This is a genomic window from Allomuricauda sp. CP2A (assembly GCF_001683915.1).
Taxonomy (GTDB): domain Bacteria; phylum Bacteroidota; class Bacteroidia; order Flavobacteriales; family Flavobacteriaceae; genus Flagellimonas.
On the sequence record NZ_LXTT01000122.1, the window covers coordinates 1 to 17,308 of the forward strand.

The window sequence follows — 17,308 nt, forward strand, 5'->3', positions numbered from 1 at the left end:
TACATTTGTATGATTATACATTTATTTAAATAATTGTATTTAAAGTAGCTTGAAATTTTTGTAAAATATTTGTGGAAAGGGAGAAAGAAGACAATGGCTAGAGATTGTCCGAGTGTTAGCGTAAACTGAATTCTTTTTCTCCCTACTCATATTTTTATAGCAGTTGCCAAAAACATTGTTTTTGGCAACACCTTAGAAGGAATCAAATAGGTAAGTCCCCTCGGGGGGTTACCATCCCTGTCTTAGATTCGACCTCAATTCCCATACAAATTTATTTTGAATGTTTCTTGATTTGCCGTACATAAACTGATGTATGGCAAACGGGTTAAATGCTGTTCAATGTTGCTAGGTTTGTTCAATAAAGTAAATCAACAAATACCAGTAATATGAAGCGCATATTTATCATGGACGACGGTGGATTAAAGGAATATGTTCCTGTAGAATCTCTTAAAAACAATTTAGCTCCAAAACTGAAGGATGAGGAGAATGAAAATCAAACTGAAAATGAAATGTTGACGATTGCCGATTTGGTCAAAAAATTCAAAGTGACCAGACCGACCATCTATTCCTGGATGGAAAAAGGGCTGCTCAAAAAGATACCTATTGGGGGACGTGTCCTGTTCCATCCCAATGACATCAATGAACTTATCAATCGGTTAAGGGGAATCTCTTCTTAGAAACAAATTGATGAACCAAAGACAAAACAGAAAATGGACTTTATATCGGAGATCTTGAAGCAAGCCATGTTTTTGCAAGCAAAAACTGCTCACTCTGTTCGCATGGCTTGTTGGGGAATCTCCCCAAACCCCTAAAATATGGCAAGACCAAAAAAGAAAATACGAGAATTAAAGGCTATTCGGGTAAACGTGAGAATGACGGTGGACGAATACCTGATACTATCCCAAAATGCAAGTACGCTGGGAATTACGATTCCCGATTATATAAGGAAAAGGGTAACGGGAAAAGCACTGCCAAGAAAAAGAATATTGCTTGAGGACAGACAACTTTTCATTGAGTTGGCCCGTATCGGGAATAATATTAACCAACTCACTAAAAAGGTACATCTGGGAATGAAACATCCCCCAATGTTAATTAATCAACTAGCAGAATTAAAGAATATTTTGGACATGCTAAAATCAAATATTGTAAAGAGTGATTGCCAAGCAGATTAAAGGAAAGGATTTCTATGGGGTGTTGGCCTACAATGAAAAGAAGATAGAACAGGGGAAAGGCCATCTGTTGGACACCAATCTTACCTATGGAAGGATCATAGATATGACCCAGGAGTTCAATTTGGTCAGACAACTTCGACCTCGACTTGGCAAAGCGGTGTATCATGTTTCATTGAACCTGCCCTATGATGATAGGTTAAGTGATGGGCAATTCACATCTTTGGGAATGGATTATCTGAAAGGCATGGGTTTCGATGACAATCAGTATATCATGTATCGACATTGCGACCAAGAACACGAACACATCCATATTGTGGCTAATCGTGTAAAGTTTTCCGGGGAAGTGGTCAGCGACAGTAAAGATTACGAACGAAGCGAGCATCTGGTTCGGAAACTTGAACTTAAGTATGGACTATCTCAGCTAAGTGATTTAGAATTGGTAGAAAAGGTAACACTTACTCATAAAGAGATTCAAAAGGCTTTTAGAACAGGAGAGCCACCATTAAAACTTATGCTTCAACAGCATCTTGAAAATGCCATCTTAAAATCAAATAATGTAACGGAATTCATTAAAGAGTTGGTTAAAATGAAAATAACTCCCAAGTTCAACATAAGCAAAAGTACTGGACGGGTAACAGGAATCTCCATTAGGTACAATAGCATTATATACAAAGGAAGCACCCTTGGGCGACAATTTTCATGGAACAATATCATCAAACGAATCGATTATGAACAAGACAGAGACCGTGCAGTTATTCTCGAAAATAATAGCACAGAACGAAGAAGTGATAGCGCTTTTAAAGAATTTAGAAGGGCATCAACACCAATTGCAGGAAAGACATTTAGTGTTACTGGACAGACTATCAAAACTATTGAACAATCAAAAAGTGATATGGGAAACGTTGAAGCAATTGGATTGAAATCACATCAAACCGATGACAATCAATGGAATTCTTTTAAACTGGAACTTGACGATAAGATACGATTTAGGAAGAAAAGACGAAAAGGAAAAGGACGGAGACTGTAATGGTCAATAGTATGAATGATTCAAAAAAGTCAAAGCCAGAATGTTTAGTGAAAAAGAAAGAATAATAATAGCAATTATTACTAATGTTCTTCTATGATTACTAACTACTATTATTTTTTTTACTGAATTTTTGGATGTGAAATTTTAAAGTAGGATTTTTTCAACTCTGTCAGGCATATCCATTGATTAATGGTCATTATCTCTTAAAGATATAAATCAAATCTTCTTCAATGGATTTAAAGTATCTTTCTTTGATTCCTTTTTGGAAACAAAATCACAGTTAATAAACTGCTTCCCTGTTCTTTTTTTGGGGTGTCTCAGTGACAAAAGTTTATAAAACCGAAAACCTTGACTTAAAAAGATGACATTTGTTATTTTTGGTTATATACACTAAAAACATCATGAGACACACACTATCCGCCACTTTCTTCTGTTGCTTTTTACAGGTTTCCTTGGCACAGGAAATCTCCGTTGAAAAATTGGAAGATGCCCTATCTGACTACACCGCAAAAATTGAACATGCAGCCGTCCTTCAGGATTGTGGCCATGCCTTTGATGGCCCCGCATTTTTTTATAAACAAATGGAAAACAATTGGTTGGATTTTGCACTGAATATTTCCAGTGATTCCAAAAAAAACATTGGAAGGGATATGTATAACAGATATGTTGCCCTTGGCCAATTGGACAACAACCATTTTGCCAAACCAAAGGTAGAGGAAATACTTCAACGTATCGTTAAAAATGTGTCCCGAAACGATGTATCCTACCGAATAAGCATCCTTAAATCCGAGGAAATAAATGCTTTTGCCACTTTGGGCGGTTACCTATACATTACCACGGGCTTGCTCAATTTCGTTGATTCTTATGATGAATTGGCGTTCATCATAGGACATGAAGTGGCCCATGAGGACAAACTCCACACCCAAAGGAAAGTAACAAAACTCACGCTCTCCACAGACCTTGAGGGAATGACCCGTATGGAAGGCTTTACCGATATTGCCAATAAGATCAACAGGACCTTTTCGCCCCCCTTTGATCAAATTGATGAATATGAAGCCGATAAGGTCGGGTTTGAATTGGCCAAGGCCGCCGGATATGATGTGAACCGATTTGCGGATTTCTTCAAAAAATTGGAACGCTACCAAAAGCAAGACCTCATAAAAAAATTGACTTCCACGCATCCTTTTGCGGAACATCGTAAAAAATGCATCCAATCCTATATCGACCAATAAAATGACATCGGAAATGTACATCATCTGCAACGGACAGTCCGTTCCCCTGTCTAAAAATGAAATTGTTACGATTGGAAGAAAAGGCCATGGCGCCCAAGTTGAGATAGACAGTAGACTTGCTTCGAGAAAACATGCCCAAATTGAAACCAGGACGGACGGAATCTACATCATGGACCTTGAAAGCTCCAATGGGACCATGGTCAAAGAACAGCCGATAGCCCCAAATACATGGGTCAAGATTCCACCTGACGAGATTTTCACTATTGCATCGCAAAAGCTGCATGTAGTTACTGAAAACCAAAAAGAAAAGGTTCCAAAACCCTCAGAATCCCAAAAGGAGTTCAACGGATTCAAACAAAAAATCATTTCCAAAGGTGCTTATAAAATTGGCCGCTTGGAAAATAATGACATTGTTTTGGATGATCCCACGGTGACCCGGGAACATGCAATAATTTCCTATTCGCAGGGTGAATTTTGGATCGAGGACCTCGGCTCCATCAATAAGACCTATCTCAATGGAAAGGAGTTGAAATCCAAGGCCAAGTTCAAGGACAGTGATACGGTCACCATATCATTTTACACCATTACCCTTAAAGACGGGGCCAAGGACCTAAGGAAAGAAAGCAGTGCCATAAGAGCATTGGCAATTCAAAAAAAATATCCGAACAACAAGATTGGATTACAGGCCATGTCCCTGAACATTCCCCATTCCACTTTTGTGGCATTGATGGGTCCCTCGGGCTGTGGAAAATCCACCTTGTTGAAATGTTTGAACGGTGAAAATCCGGCTACTTCTGGAGAAGTATTCATCCATGGATTGTCATTGGCCGAGAATTTCAGCCTCATCAAAAAGAAAATCGGCTATGTTCCCCAAGATGATATCATTCACAAAGAATTGACGGTATACAAGACCTTGTTCTACGCAGCAAAGCTCCGCTTACCCGATGATACAGCCGTTTCAGAGATCAACCAAAGGATTGATAAGGTCATCAACGACCTAAATTTGGACCAAGATAAGGAAAAGGACATCAGGACCATAAAAGTGGGGAATCTCTCTGGTGGACAGCGCAAACGCGTGTCCATTGCGGTGGAACTTTTGACCGAGCCCACTATTCTGTTTTTGGATGAACCCACTTCTCCACTCGATCCCGAGACCATTGAAAGTTTTCTGAAGAGTCTTAAAAAGTTGGCCCATTCGGGAACTACAATTGTAATGGTGACCCACAAACCCGAAGACCTCAACTATGTGGACCAGGCTATATTTTTGGGCGTTCAAGGGCATTTGGTATTTCAAGGCCCGGCCAACCTATTGACTTCCCATTTTGAAGCCCAGAACATTGTAGAGGTCTATAGTAAAATGAGTGATATCGGCACGGTAACCTCCTATTACCAAAAGCCCAGCAAAGTTGGGTATAAGGCCGTAAACAACCCCGACGTAAAAAAAGAAAAGCCAGACTCGTACTGGCTGCAATTGTATTGGTTGGTTTCAAGATATTTCAACATCAAACTCAATGACAAGGAAAATTTGGCCTTGTTATTGGCACAACCCGTGATCATTGCGGGATTGGTCTGCTTGGTATTCAACAAATTTCAGATTGGGGTCATGTTCTTGATGGCCATTTCTGCCGTTTGGTTTGGGGTGAGCAATGCCGCAAAGGAGATTGTTGGTGAGCTTACGGTATACAAAAGGGAGCGTATGTTCAACCTTAATATCAACACCTATATTCTTTCCAAATGGTTGGTACTTTCCTTGATTGCCCTGGTGCAGACCATATTGTTTGTGAGTATCATCTACCTCAATTTCAAACTAAATACTTTTGAAGGTTTTGAAGAAGTGTACCTACGGCCTTTTGGCCAGAGCATGCTGTTCATGTTCTATATTTCGGTTTCTGCCTCTCTGATTGGATTGTGGCTTTCATCTGCCTTCAATACCACAGAGAAAGTAATGACCGTAGTGCCCATTGCATTGATGCCACAGATTATGTTGGCCGGGGTAATGACAAAAATCAACAATACCTTGGTGGAAATCTTGAGCTTTTTCACTTTGGGCCGATGGGGCACCGAGGGCTTTGCCCGATTACAGGACGATGCCTCCCCCGCCTCTGAATTCAATCCAGACACGGTTCAGGCTGTTTTGACCACTGTTCCACTGCCCGCACCCGAAGTGGGTACGCAGACCGCCTCAACCTCAGCAGTGCAACTTCTCGACCTGTACAATGAAAAATTGGTGGATGAAGGAACGTTGATCGGTGATGTCTTCAACAGTTTTGATATGAACGTGGTGGTCATCGCAGCACTCAATGTTATGTTCTATGTCTTGATCTATGTTTCACTTAAAAAGAAGGACAGTATTTAAACCCGACACTATGAAAAAAATAACCCTAGTATTTGGAGCACTTCTTTTTTTTACCTCATGCAGCAATAAACCAGAATTTGTTGCCATAGACCATGTTACCATTAAAGGACTCACGGAAGATGCATTGGTGGTGGGATTGGATTACGTTGTATACAATCCTAACAATGTAAAAACAAAACTGAGGCAATCCAGCATGGAGATTTTTTATAAGGATTCTTTGGTGGGAAAGGGATTTTTAAACGAACAAATGAGTCTCGCAGCCAATGATACCATACGAATACCGGTAACCTGCGAAATAGCACTCAAAAGTCTTAATGCCTTTTATCCTGAATTATTGGCGTCAGATTCCACCGAATTTGCCCTCAAGGGCAATGGAAAGGTGAGCTTTCTGCTGAATTCCTTCACCATTGGATTGGATGAAAAGATACATCTGAATACCAAAAAAGCCATTTTGGAGGAAATCAGCAAAAATTTGGATTACGGCAATAATTTTAAAATTCGGTCCATTTCCAGCAATAAATTACCCTCACTGAGCAAAACTCGGTTAAAATTAGGTGTTGAGACCCTGAACAGATTGCCCATTGCATATACCATCAATACCATGAAACTTGAATTCTTTTTGGATGAAAACAAAGGGAAAGTGGCGGAGTGGACCATGGATGAACCATTTTACCAAGAAGCACTAAAATCCACTACCATTCCCATTGATGTTACCTTGAGCAATTTTGATATTTTAAAACAGATGAAATTCTCTTGGCTGACCGACCAAAAAGCGAATTTCACTATTTTAGGCGAGGCCCAAATAAAAATTCAGGAGTACGAATTCAATGTGCCCATAAAGGACCGTGTGGAAATAGGATTATAGCCATTTCAGAAAAACATTGATGACCGACCAAGAACTAATAGATCAATTAAAGAAAGGGAACGAGAATTGTCTGCAGCAACTGTACCAACACATCGGCATGGTAAAAAGTTGGGTGGAACAGAATAACGGTAATGAAGATGACGCTTTGGATGTTTTTCAGGAGGCAATCATCGTGTTCTATAAAAATGTAATGGCAGGGAACTATGAACTCCGAAGCAAAATAAGCACCTATCTGTTCGAAATTTCAAAGCGACAGTGGCTCAACCAGCTCAATCGAAGAAAAAAATATGAAAACCGGCAGAGTGAGGTAGGCATCTATGAATCCATAAACCCAGAAATCACCCGAAAGGGCCCAAACCTCCGGGAATACCTTGAAAAAGCTCTAGCAAAGGTCGGAGAACCCTGTAAATCTGTTTTGGAGGCAACCATATTTTTGGGGATGCGCATGGAGGACATAGCCGAAAGATTCAATTACTCCAGTGCCCGTTCCGCCAGCCAACAGAAATTACGGTGTCTTCAAAAGCTAAGGGGCGAAGTCTCCTATGATGTCATAATCCGTTTAAAATAGCCATGAGGGAAGAATTGAGACATATTGATTTGATTGACAAACACCTGACCGGCCATCTTAATGACGATGAAAAAAGTGAGGTGGAACGACTGTTAGCTGAAGACAAAGAATTTGCAAAGGAGCTTGAGGTCTTTAAACAGATCTACACGGGCATTGAATCAAAGGAGGACCAAAAACTAAGGGCCAAGCTAGACCTTTTGTATGCCGAATATAGGGCGTCTGGAGAGCAAAAGCCCAAAGGGCTATACCGCAGACTGATCATTTACAGTGGGGCCGTGGCAGCCTGTATTGTGTTGGGAACCCTGTTCTACGTCTTCAGATCAACTGGTAACGACCCTATTGGCAATGACACCCCCAACGTGGTTGATGTGGACTCCGTTCGAACGCAGCCAGTGGATAGTCTCATTTTGAAAAAGAACAACACCCAAGTTACAGAGAAAGAAGAACTGCCAGAAGATGAATTGGATGGCAGCCCGCAAGACGAAACACAACTTGCTTTCTCCAATGGAAAATCACTTCCATCGGAATCCATACGTCTGGTTAGGCAGCCCTCATCGCTAACCTATACTTTTAATGGCCAAGAACTGGTCTTATATGGGGATTCAGGGATTTCAGGCCTTCAGTTACAAATGGGCAAAGATCAAAAAGGCAACTATTATTTAAAATATGGGAGTAAATTGTTCAATCTGGCCACTTCATCAACCATAAATCCATTGAAAGAAGTCCAAGAAGGATACACTTTTGGGGATTTACAGGATGAGAGCGTGCAAGTGAAAGTCATGCCCCTCATTGCAAATTCGCAGCCCTATTCCGGTTTTACCGTTTCACTTACGGAGAACTCATCCATGGATAAAAATTATTTCTTTTTGGAACAGAATGAAAAAAAACAGTTGGTCATTGATGCCAGCATGAATATTGATTCCATTACGGTTATAGTTGTTTCAAAAAGCGAAGGGAACTCCCATTACCTTATTCATAAAAATGAACTATATCCCTTAAACATTGACGCTACTGAAACCACCTCACTAGAACAAATCGATTTTACCAAAAACAATGAAACCCGTATGTTCATGGACCGGCCATCCTTTCCGAAAGGTGTTTACGAAATAATTTTTTAGAAAAAATCAAAAAAAAAGATGACATCACCAATCTGCGGTTATATACCCATAGAAAGTATAACCAAAACGATTAAAAATGACATCCAAAAAAGTACACACAATTCTTCTAATCGGTTTGTTCTGTGGTTTTGTAAATGCCCAAAATCCAGATGCCACAAAAAGAGGAAACCGGGGAGCAGCGGAACGAGTAGATCAAGTGGGCCAAACTGTCCAGGAAACCAACAAAGACATTGACCAAACAGTGGAGGGCATTGACAGCACCATTGAAGGTGCCAAGGAAACCGTTGAAAAAGTGGGGAGCATTTTGTTCGGCTCCAAGAAGGAAAAAAACAAGAACACAATATTGATTTCCATAGCTACTGTTACCTATGGGGACAAAAATGTAGAAAACCTGTACCATGAACTCTCAAAGAAAAATGGAACGAAAAAAACTTCCAAAACCTTTTCGAATGGAGTTGTTACCATCCAAATTGAATCCAAACAAAATGCGGATACCATTTGGCAAGAGATACCCCAAAATGCAAGGGCCCCTTTTCAGGTAACCTCCATGGGAGAAAACAAGATTGCGGTTAGACTGCCAACAGAGACTGAATAATCCGTAAATAACCCAGCCACGATATGGCTATTTCATAAATCCCAAACATATTTGACACCAAGGTCTAAAAATGTTGGTATAAAAACTTTCATATACCTATTTTTAATGCTGACTGTCGAATAGGTTCAGGTACAAGAAGATATATCACTAATTTCAACCTTAACACTTCATTACAAAATGAAAAAATTACTACTACTGATTGCCTTGCTCTCCTTGGTTCCCAACCTTGCATCCGCAAGACGTATCGGAGGACTTTTTGGAAAAAGCGAACGAATCCAAAAAATTACTGATGTAGATATTAAAGGTGCCAATGGCGAAGACCTTTATCTTGCCCACAAAACAACTTCCCTGTATATTTTTATGGGAGTCTACATGACGGACGATGGTTATGTTTTGGGGGTAAAAGGAAGTATCAATACCTATTATGACCTTGATGAAGAGCAGATAAAAAAATTCCAGGCCAGCGGAGCTTTACCCACCCCCCTTCCGCCCTATAAAATAGAATTCACCGAATGGTTATGGGGATATGCCCTATGGATACTGCTTGCCGTTCTGGCCATAATTTGGTTCTTCCCAAAGAATAAAGAAGCCCTTTTTGCCCAAGGGTGTAAATATTATTTCGGCAAAAACACTCCGGTAAATTACCCAAAGGCCATGCGCTATTTTGAAAAATCGGCAATAAAGGAATACGGTCCTGCCGTTTTCAACCTTGGTATCATGTACCTCTCGGCCCAGGGTACCAAGAAGAATGTGGACAAGGCCATGGAATTGCTGAAAAAGGCCTCCAAATTGGGGTATGTAGATGCCAATGTAACCCTTGGAAGCCTTTATTATAACGGAGAGGATGTTTCAAAGGATATGGCCAAGGCTGAAGCGTGGTACAAAAAGGCCTGCGATCAGGGACATGCCAACGCATGCAAAATGGTGACCCATATACAACAGGTCAGTTAATTAAAATCAACACCAAACAGTAACCAAATTCAACTACGCCGACCATCATGACACTATCACATTACCAGTGGGATCCAGAAAAAGACCTCATAGCTGAAGGTGGATTTGCCGAAGTATTCAGGGCCAAAGACCTCAATGCCGAAGGAAGGTATGTGGCCCTTAAAATTTACAAAGAAGCTGTTTCAAGAGGTACGTCTGGGAGCACCGGACAGAAAAAATACAGTTTGGAACAGGAGTTTTCCAAAATAGACGGGTTATCCCATACGCACCTCATCACCTATTATGGTCTGGAATACATTACCCATACGGATGCCATGGGCAGAAACGTGAATTATCCTGTGTTGATCATGGAGTATGCCGGGGAAGGAACCTTGGGCCAAGCGATACACCGAAAGCTCTCTTTGGAAGAAGGAAAGAACATTATCGTGGAGGTAGCCCAAGCGGTGGATTATCTGCACAAACAGGGCATTGTCCACAGGGATTTAAAACCTGGGAACGTACTATTTTCCAAGGACCGCAAAGGAAACAAAGTGCCCAAGGTGACCGATTTTGGGATCAGTCAGGACATTCTATCCGACAAGACCATTCAACAGTCCATGACCGAAGGTGTCGGAACTCCACACTACATGGCGCCTGAGCAATTCTTTAAAAAGAAATTCGGGCTGAATGGGGATATAAGCGAACGTACCGATATTTGGGCACTTGGCATTATGTTCTACAAAATATTGACCGGAAAGTTACCTTTTGGGCATGACAAGAAGGATTATGAACTCATTCGGGATGGTATCGTTGGAGAAGATCCCGATTATTCCGAGGTACCCGAAAGATTTAAGAATTGCATAAAGACTTGTTTGCAGAAAAATGCTTCGGACCGATATGCTTCCGTATCCGACTTCATCCGGGATATTAATGGAGAGAGCAATGAAAGTGGCACCGTGTTCTTGGGAGGAAATGAAACACAATTTTCCACACCGAAAGCCAAACCCAAAAAAAAGAAAAAAGTCTGGCCCGTTTTGTTGGCCACTGTCTTAATCTTGGGTGCCGGGTATGGGGGATATGCCTTTTATCGCTCCACCAAGATAAATGCGTTGTTGGCAGACGGCTGGAACCTATACAAAGAAGGAAAATTCAAAGAAGCCTATGAAGCCTATGAAAAGGCATCAGACTATGGGTCTGGGGAGGCCTTTTATTTTCTGTCAAGGTTCAACCAAAATGGTTATGGAACCGACGTTGATTATGAAAAAGGGTTTGAATATGCCGATAGGGCCATTGATGATGGATATGACCTGGCAAACTTTAACCATGGATGGGCCTATCAAAACAATCTTGGTGTGGACAGGGACACGGTCCAGGCCAAGAAATTCTATGAAAAGGCAAAGAGCAGCATTGTGGCCTTGAGTGATGACGGCAACCCAGAGGCAAACAACCTAAGGGGATTGATGCACTATTTCGGCTATGTAATGGAAAAGGACGCAAGCAAGGCAAAACTGTACTATGAAAAAGCCTCCAGCAAAGGCCACCCAGCGGCCATCGAAAACCTGGCGATCCTCAATGTGTCAGAAAAGAACTATAAGGAAGCATTTGAAGGATATGAGAAATGCACGTCCATCGGAAGGTATTCGGGATATCGGGGCATGGCCAACATGTACAGGTTCGGCCAATACGTCCCCAGGGATACCGTTAAGGCCCTGGAACAATATACAATTGCTGCCGAGAACGGTGACCTCCTGTCCCAGTTCAACTTAGGTATATTCTATAAAAATGGTGTATTGGCCAAAAAAGATCGTATAAAGTCGGTCCAATGGTTGACCAAAGCTGCCGATAAAGGACATTTGGGGGCTCAAAATGAATTGGGCACTTTATATTTCAATGAGAAGAACTACCTAGAGGCCAAAAACTGGTTCCAATTGGCCGCTGATAAAGGAAACACCTTCGGTATGCACAATATGGGTCTTTTGTACTATGATGGATGGGGGGTGGAAAAGGATGTGAAACTTGCCAGAGATTGGTACCAACGGGCCGCTGATAAAGGGTATGCACATTCCCAGTACATGACCGGTAAGATTCTTGAGTACGGGGAAGCGGATGGGACCCCGAACGTATCGGAAGCGATAGTATACTATGAGCTTGCAGCAAAGCAAAATCAAAGTTCCGCCTTGTACGCTCTGGGAAGGTTGCATTATGACGGGAAAGGAAAAAAGAAAGATCTCATCAAGGCCAAGGAATTTTTTCTCCGGGCAGCGACCCAGGACATGAGTACTGCGGACTATATGTTGGGCTACATGGCGGAAACCGGGGCAGCTGGACCGGTAGATTATCTTGAAGCCGAAAGAAAGTATCTCAAGGCAGCGACCAAAGGGCATCTCCAGGCACAAAAAAAATTGGGCGATCTTTATTACGACCTTAAGTTGGGCAAGGACAAAAAAGCAAAGGCCACACAATGGTATTTGAAAGCAGCAGAACAAGGGGACCTGCACAGCCAATATAGAGTGGCCGTGATGTATTACAATGGAAAATATTACTATGCGGCCAGAAAATGGTTCCAAATAGCGGCTGACCGAGATCATGCCAGTGCCCAAAGTTATCTCGGCTATATGCACGACAGGGGTCTGGGAGGTCCGAAAAACTTGGACAAGGCCTTTGAACTATATAAAAAGTCCGCAACAAACGGGGACAGGGTTGGCATGTACAATCTGGCCTCTTGTTACCAAAGTGGCATTGGAACGGTCAAAAACACCTATTTGGCAAAAACTTGGTACCAAAAATCCTGTGAGAAGGGGTATAAAAATGCCTGTGATGTTATCGCTAAACGGTATTGAAGAAAATGAAGATCCACCTACCAGTGTATTGTAATGAAATAGGCCTAAGAGAGTCAAACGAGGATGCCATATACCCTGGAACACCAACAGAGGATTCCCGCTTGTTCATGGTATGCGACGGTGTTGGAGGGCAGGCCAAGGGCGAAGTGGCCTCTTCTTTGACCTGTCAAGGATTTTCCAAGTATCTCTCTGAAAATCCAGTGGAGTATATTGAAGATGAAACATATTTACCTTTGGCCCTACAAAGTGTCGAACAAAATTTGGGCACATATCTCGAAACCCATCCCGAAGCGAAGGGCATGGCCACTACGTTCACTTTTTTACTGATTTCAGATGCAGAAGAAAAGGCATTGGTCGGTTGGGTCGGAGATAGTAGGGTATACCACATACGGGATGGAGAGATCCTTTTTCAAACCAAAGACCACTCTGTGGTACAGGGAATGGTGGATATGGGGGAAATTACCGAAGAAGAGGCACAAACACATCCCAAACGGAATATTATTACTAGAGCGGTAAACGGAGTAAATTCAACAAGAGTTGACCAACATGTTATTACGGATATCAAGAAAGATGATTTTTTCTTTCTTTGTACCGATGGCATTTTGGAGCACCTTGATGAAGAAAGGATTTCTTTATGGTTCAGAGGCAAAGCATCCGTGCAGGAAATCAAATCGGAAATCATGGAAAATGCCAAAGACGATACCAAAGACAATTACTCTATGTATATCATTAGAATGGGTTAAATTCTGGAACGTGTAAAAACATCCTCCCCTTTACAATTGAAGTAGTATACTATGTCCGGCGTTTCCAATTAATGGTCATTATCTCATTTGGGGATTTCATTCAAGATGGGAAGATATAAAGAATTAAAAAGGCTTTTGAGAAATAAGGAACTCATTTGATGCCTTTAAAAAAATCTTCTAAGCTAATGTCATGAATTTTGAGAATCCTAATTAGAGTATTAATGGTAAAGTTCTCGCCTGTCTCCATACGCCAATAGTTTTTGCGTGGGAGACCATTCTCAACCGCAAAAGCTTCATAACTGGTATATCCACTTTTGATTCTAAGTTCTTTGATACGGTCAGCGATAGCTTTCCTCTCCTCTATATAATTGGCTTTCTGCATGGGCGGAAAGTTGCAGAAAACGGCGGACACATATTACGTCATATATAGCGTGAAATTTTCATTATATTTGTTGTTAGTTTATAGCCTTATAGAGACATACAAATAAAGTTATGCCATTTCAGTCTTCAGATGATTTTATAAAATATGTGTTTTGTTCCAATATGGAAGCCAAAGACCTTTTCCAAGTTTCGATGGAAACATTGATAGAGTCCGAAAACTCGGATTTTATGGTTTTCAAAGTAATTGAAGGCAAGGTCAAAAACCTATCCGGTTACGATGAATGGTCTGAAGTCATAGAAATAGATGAGACAACTTTTAAGAAACTTCATTTAAATCTCTGCCAAAAAGTAGGTAGAATCGTAAGAAGTGGATTTAAGGATAGGCGCTAAGCTTGTTTTAAGAAGAAAATAAAACTTGAATTTTACTATTAAGTTTATTGGAAAAACTGCGAAAAAATAAGGTTATAAGATGTCGGCTATTTGATATTAAGATAACAACTAACCTACTTTTTCCCGTTTTTAGGATTATAAGAACTCTGCGAATTCTGCAATTTTGATTTCATTCCATTCTTCTTTTATTATGCTGAAATAAACATCGTTTCTACTTTCGCCATTCGGGGCAATATAATTGTTTCTAAAGACCCCTTCTTTTTTTGCCCCGAGTTTTTCAATGGCACGTTGTGACCTTAAATTTTCCTGATCAGCACTGAACTGGATTCTTCTAAATCCGATATTTTCAAATCCAAAGTTCAATAATTCATACTTACATGCTTTGTTCAGACCAGTTCCTTGAAAATTGATACCGTACCACGTCCATCCAATCTCGCATTTTTCGCTGATAGGATTTAAATATCCATAGCGGGTACTGCCAGCAACACAATTGTTAATTTTATCTATTATTAAAAAGGGGTAACATATTCCGTTAAGCTTGTCGTTGATTGTGCTTGATAAATAAGTTTGAAAATCCTCTTCATCGTTAATGTGCATACCCATAAATTCCCAAATTCTCTTTTCGAAGATTATTTCTTTTAATTCTTGGTTTCTTGAATTTTCAAAGGGTACGAGTAATACTCTTTCATTTTCAAGTACTATGTCTGTGTTTAAAATATCTGGGTTCATTTATGGCTCGTTAATGGTAATATTATTTAATTTAGTTTTTCTTGAAGAAGCTTGATCCATACTTGATTTTGGACTTAATCTTACAGATTTCATTTCCTTATTATTTGTTTGAGAGTTTCAAATTGGTCTCGAATGGTTTTCTATAAGTGCTTCTAATTATATTAAAGTGCTCCTCTCCTTTTTATATTTTTCCATTCAGAGGCCAAAATCCCAAAATATACAACATCAATATATTTTCCATTGCGGAATATGAGCTCTCTTAACACTCCCTCTTTTGTAGCACCAATTTTATTAAGTGCCCGTTGCGATTTTAGGTTATCACCACGAGTCCTAAATTCTACTTTGTTGATTTTTAGTTCCTCGAACAAAAAAGTAAGGAGTATACCTTTTACTTTTTGATTTATACCTTTTCCCTGATATTTTTCCGAAATCCATGTAAGTCCAATTTCAACCTTATTGTCCACTTCCGAAATTTGACTGATGCTCGTGGCCCCGATAATTCGGTCTTCTTCTTTTAGGATGATGGCAAATTCCTGTTTGATTTGATTTTCTCTATCTGAAATGGTTTGGGATAGGAATTTTTCCCAGTCTGATGGATTTTCCAAGTCCTGTGACATATGTGTCCATATCGGAGGGGAGCTTATTGACAGAAATGCTTCCAAGTCCTCCATTTTTGAGGGTCTTAGTTTGATTTCATCTGTTTCCAAACAGAAACCATCCGTAAAAATCTTAGATTTTATCATTATGAACTTCTTGGGTTAATTCTAGTTCCAATATTATTGTATGTGACACCTAGAGTTTAAAACTATTTGATTGTGTAGTTCGGTTGTTTTCTTTGATACTTGAATTGGGAAAAGCAACTTTTCATGGCATGAAGTATCTATTATTTGATACCTCAACATTTCTTTAGTTATGAAAATACCAAATATATTATTTTCGATAATTTCTATGGGAGCTTTTTTGTCTTGTGGCCATGATGATGAAGGATTCATGGGAGAGGAGACAATGCTTTTTGAACTCCAGTTCATAAATGCAGGGATGTCCGGAAAAATTATCAAAAAGGAGGATTTGGAGTTCAATGAGTTTGTCGAGTTTTCACTGGACAGCACTTTTATCAAAAGGAGAGTTTTTGTTGATAGTACTAGCATCGCCACGGGTAGTTATACTTTGATTGAATCGGATGGCATAGATTATTTCGAACTGAACTATGAAAAAGGAAGTTATCTTATACAGAGTTGTGGAAATTCCCTTAAGGAATGGATGTCTGTTTTGAATGATAGGGAAATTTTCAATGGAGGCTATCTTCCATGTGATGGTCCAGGTTATGGTTATGAATTGGTCAAATAAAAATATCGTTTGATTATACCTTAAGTTTTAAACTTGATCTTCGGGGTAAATTATGATTTTGGATTTTCCCGAAGTGGATATTTCAGTTTGAATCTATTTTTGTTTCTATATTCAACAAGGTCATAATAGTCTTCGATGTATTTTTTCCATGGAGGGGTATTCTCTTTATGAACTAAATTGAGAATTTCAAAAAAACGATGATAGTTTATCAAGTCATATGTTTCCACAAGTCCCAATGTTTCGGCTTTTTTGGCAGCATTATGAGCTTCTTTTGAAAACTTCTTTGCAGTTGACACAAAATATCCTTTTTTGGCCTCCTTTAGCATCATCGCCCCCAAAAAGTCTCGGATGGTGTTGACAGGTTCGGTTTTGTTCGGGGTTTCACGTCTTTTAACCTGTACAAAAATCGGCTTATTTGATTGTACAAAATATAGATCGACACCGCCATCATTGGATTGCCCACAGTGATAAACATTACATTCAAAAAAATCAGAAAATACAGATTTTACCAGCAGCTCCATGCTTTTTGGTGCAACCCTATAAATAAGATTTGGCTTTGACTTTAGGTAATTACGTAACGTAGATATAGGAATATTTACTGAGTCAATATCAAAATGCCTAAGCATTGAATGCTTTTCAATTAGATTTTGACCTTCAAGTGTTGCTAAATCGTTCCACCAAGTTGAGGTCCTACTTGATTGCCAATATCCACAAGAGTCACAAGACCAAATTTTTAGATTTTCTCCTCCTCCGTGTGGGGAATCTAACGGGTCAAAGCCATCAAAGACAAGCTCAGTAGATTTATTGTCATAGGGGCACCATCCCGTTCTCGTATTGTACAAAGTCCCTTGAACATAATCAGGTTCAGTCGATGCAAGTCGATAATGAAGTCTCCTCTCCTGAGTATGAGAATAATCTAGAATCATCGTTTATTTGAACTTTTCTTTTATGTAGTGAAGATAACGATAAGAAATCTTAGTTCCGAATAAGGTTCCTTTCATGAAACTCAATTAGT

Annotated in this window: 18 protein-coding genes; 14 read left to right on the forward strand and 4 right to left on the reverse strand. The window is 40.0% G+C overall.

Going from position 1 to position 17,308, the window contains the following annotated elements; genetic code table 11:
* Positions 1-386 precede the first annotated feature (386 nt).
* From A7D14_RS14255 to A7D14_RS14310, 12 genes are all read left to right on the forward strand, one after another.
* Positions 387-677 (forward strand): helix-turn-helix domain-containing protein, encoded by a 291-nt coding sequence (locus tag A7D14_RS14255; protein ID WP_072877973.1) that lies wholly within the window; start codon positions 387-389, stop codon positions 675-677.
* Between the two features lie 138 nt (positions 678-815).
* On the forward strand, positions 816-1,172 hold the full coding sequence (locus A7D14_RS14260) for a plasmid mobilization protein (RefSeq protein ID WP_067036005.1): 357 nt from the start codon (positions 816-818) through the stop codon (positions 1,170-1,172).
* A complete protein-coding gene (locus tag A7D14_RS14265; RefSeq protein ID WP_036382087.1) occupies positions 1,153-2,199 on the forward strand; it encodes a relaxase/mobilization nuclease domain-containing protein in 1,047 nt (348 codons plus the stop codon). The genes A7D14_RS14260 and A7D14_RS14265 overlap by 20 nt, the downstream gene beginning before the upstream one ends.
* A gap of 401 nt (positions 2,200-2,600) precedes the next feature.
* Positions 2,601-3,431, forward strand: coding sequence for a M48 family metallopeptidase (locus A7D14_RS14270; RefSeq protein ID WP_067036009.1), 831 nt, complete (start codon positions 2,601-2,603; stop codon positions 3,429-3,431).
* Positions 3,432-3,444: 13 nt separating this feature from the next.
* The gene (locus A7D14_RS14275) at positions 3,445-5,787 is read left to right on the forward strand and encodes an ATP-binding cassette domain-containing protein (protein WP_176712429.1); all 2,343 of its coding nucleotides are present in this window, start codon (positions 3,445-3,447) and stop codon (positions 5,785-5,787) included.
* Positions 5,788-5,797: 10 nt separating this feature from the next.
* The gene (locus A7D14_RS14280; RefSeq protein WP_067036015.1) at positions 5,798-6,652 is read left to right on the forward strand and encodes an LEA type 2 family protein; all 855 of its coding nucleotides are present in this window, start codon (positions 5,798-5,800) and stop codon (positions 6,650-6,652) included.
* Between the two features lie 19 nt (positions 6,653-6,671).
* Positions 6,672-7,220: an RNA polymerase sigma factor gene (locus A7D14_RS14285; protein ID WP_036382099.1), complete on the forward strand. Its 549-nt coding sequence runs from the start codon at positions 6,672-6,674 to the stop codon at positions 7,218-7,220.
* 2 nt (positions 7,221-7,222) lie between these two features.
* The gene (locus A7D14_RS14290) at positions 7,223-8,338 is read left to right on the forward strand and encodes a hypothetical protein (protein WP_036382102.1); all 1,116 of its coding nucleotides are present in this window, start codon (positions 7,223-7,225) and stop codon (positions 8,336-8,338) included.
* Positions 8,339-8,414: 76 nt separating this feature from the next.
* Positions 8,415-8,933, forward strand: coding sequence for a hypothetical protein (locus A7D14_RS14295; protein ID WP_036382105.1), 519 nt, complete (start codon positions 8,415-8,417; stop codon positions 8,931-8,933).
* Positions 8,934-9,110: 177 nt separating this feature from the next.
* On the forward strand, positions 9,111-9,884 hold the full coding sequence (locus tag A7D14_RS14300) for a tetratricopeptide repeat protein (RefSeq protein ID WP_051947243.1): 774 nt from the start codon (positions 9,111-9,113) through the stop codon (positions 9,882-9,884).
* 47 nt (positions 9,885-9,931) lie between these two features.
* Positions 9,932-12,703, forward strand: coding sequence for a serine/threonine-protein kinase (locus tag A7D14_RS14305; protein ID WP_036382108.1), 2,772 nt, complete (start codon positions 9,932-9,934; stop codon positions 12,701-12,703).
* A gap of 5 nt (positions 12,704-12,708) precedes the next feature.
* Positions 12,709-13,446: a PP2C family protein-serine/threonine phosphatase gene (locus A7D14_RS14310; RefSeq protein WP_036386376.1), complete on the forward strand. Its 738-nt coding sequence runs from the start codon at positions 12,709-12,711 to the stop codon at positions 13,444-13,446.
* A gap of 151 nt (positions 13,447-13,597) precedes the next feature.
* On the opposite strand, the gene A7D14_RS14315 is transcribed toward A7D14_RS14310, so the two are convergent.
* Positions 13,598-13,828 carry a helix-turn-helix domain-containing protein gene (locus A7D14_RS14315; RefSeq protein ID WP_036382112.1) on the reverse strand — a complete coding sequence of 77 codons (231 nt, stop codon included), beginning with the start codon at positions 13,826-13,828 and terminating at the stop codon, positions 13,598-13,600.
* A 191-nt stretch (positions 13,829-14,019) separates the two neighbouring features.
* Here A7D14_RS14315 and A7D14_RS14320 point away from each other — a divergent pair, with 191 nt between their 5' ends.
* Positions 14,020-14,217, forward strand: a complete 198-nt coding sequence (locus A7D14_RS14320; protein ID WP_141673411.1) for a hypothetical protein — start codon at positions 14,020-14,022, stop codon at positions 14,215-14,217.
* Between the two features lie 135 nt (positions 14,218-14,352).
* On the opposite strand, the gene A7D14_RS14325 is transcribed toward A7D14_RS14320, so the two are convergent.
* Both A7D14_RS14325 and A7D14_RS14330 read right to left on the reverse strand, forming a co-directional pair.
* Positions 14,353-14,946 (reverse strand): GNAT family N-acetyltransferase, encoded by a 594-nt coding sequence (locus A7D14_RS14325; RefSeq protein WP_036382117.1) that lies wholly within the window; start codon positions 14,944-14,946, stop codon positions 14,353-14,355.
* A 161-nt stretch (positions 14,947-15,107) separates the two neighbouring features.
* The gene (locus tag A7D14_RS14330; RefSeq protein WP_036382120.1) at positions 15,108-15,689 is read right to left on the reverse strand and encodes a GNAT family N-acetyltransferase; all 582 of its coding nucleotides are present in this window, start codon (positions 15,687-15,689) and stop codon (positions 15,108-15,110) included.
* Positions 15,690-15,858: 169 nt separating this feature from the next.
* On the opposite strand from A7D14_RS14330, the gene A7D14_RS14335 reads away from it, so the two are divergent.
* Entirely contained in the window at positions 15,859-16,293 is a 435-nt protein-coding gene (locus A7D14_RS14335; protein WP_141673413.1) for a hypothetical protein, read from the forward strand.
* Between the two features lie 50 nt (positions 16,294-16,343).
* On the opposite strand, the gene A7D14_RS19705 is transcribed toward A7D14_RS14335, so the two are convergent.
* Positions 16,344-17,219 carry a restriction endonuclease gene (locus A7D14_RS19705; protein WP_081894298.1) on the reverse strand — a complete coding sequence of 292 codons (876 nt, stop codon included), beginning with the start codon at positions 17,217-17,219 and terminating at the stop codon, positions 16,344-16,346.
* Positions 17,220-17,308 lie beyond the last annotated feature (89 nt).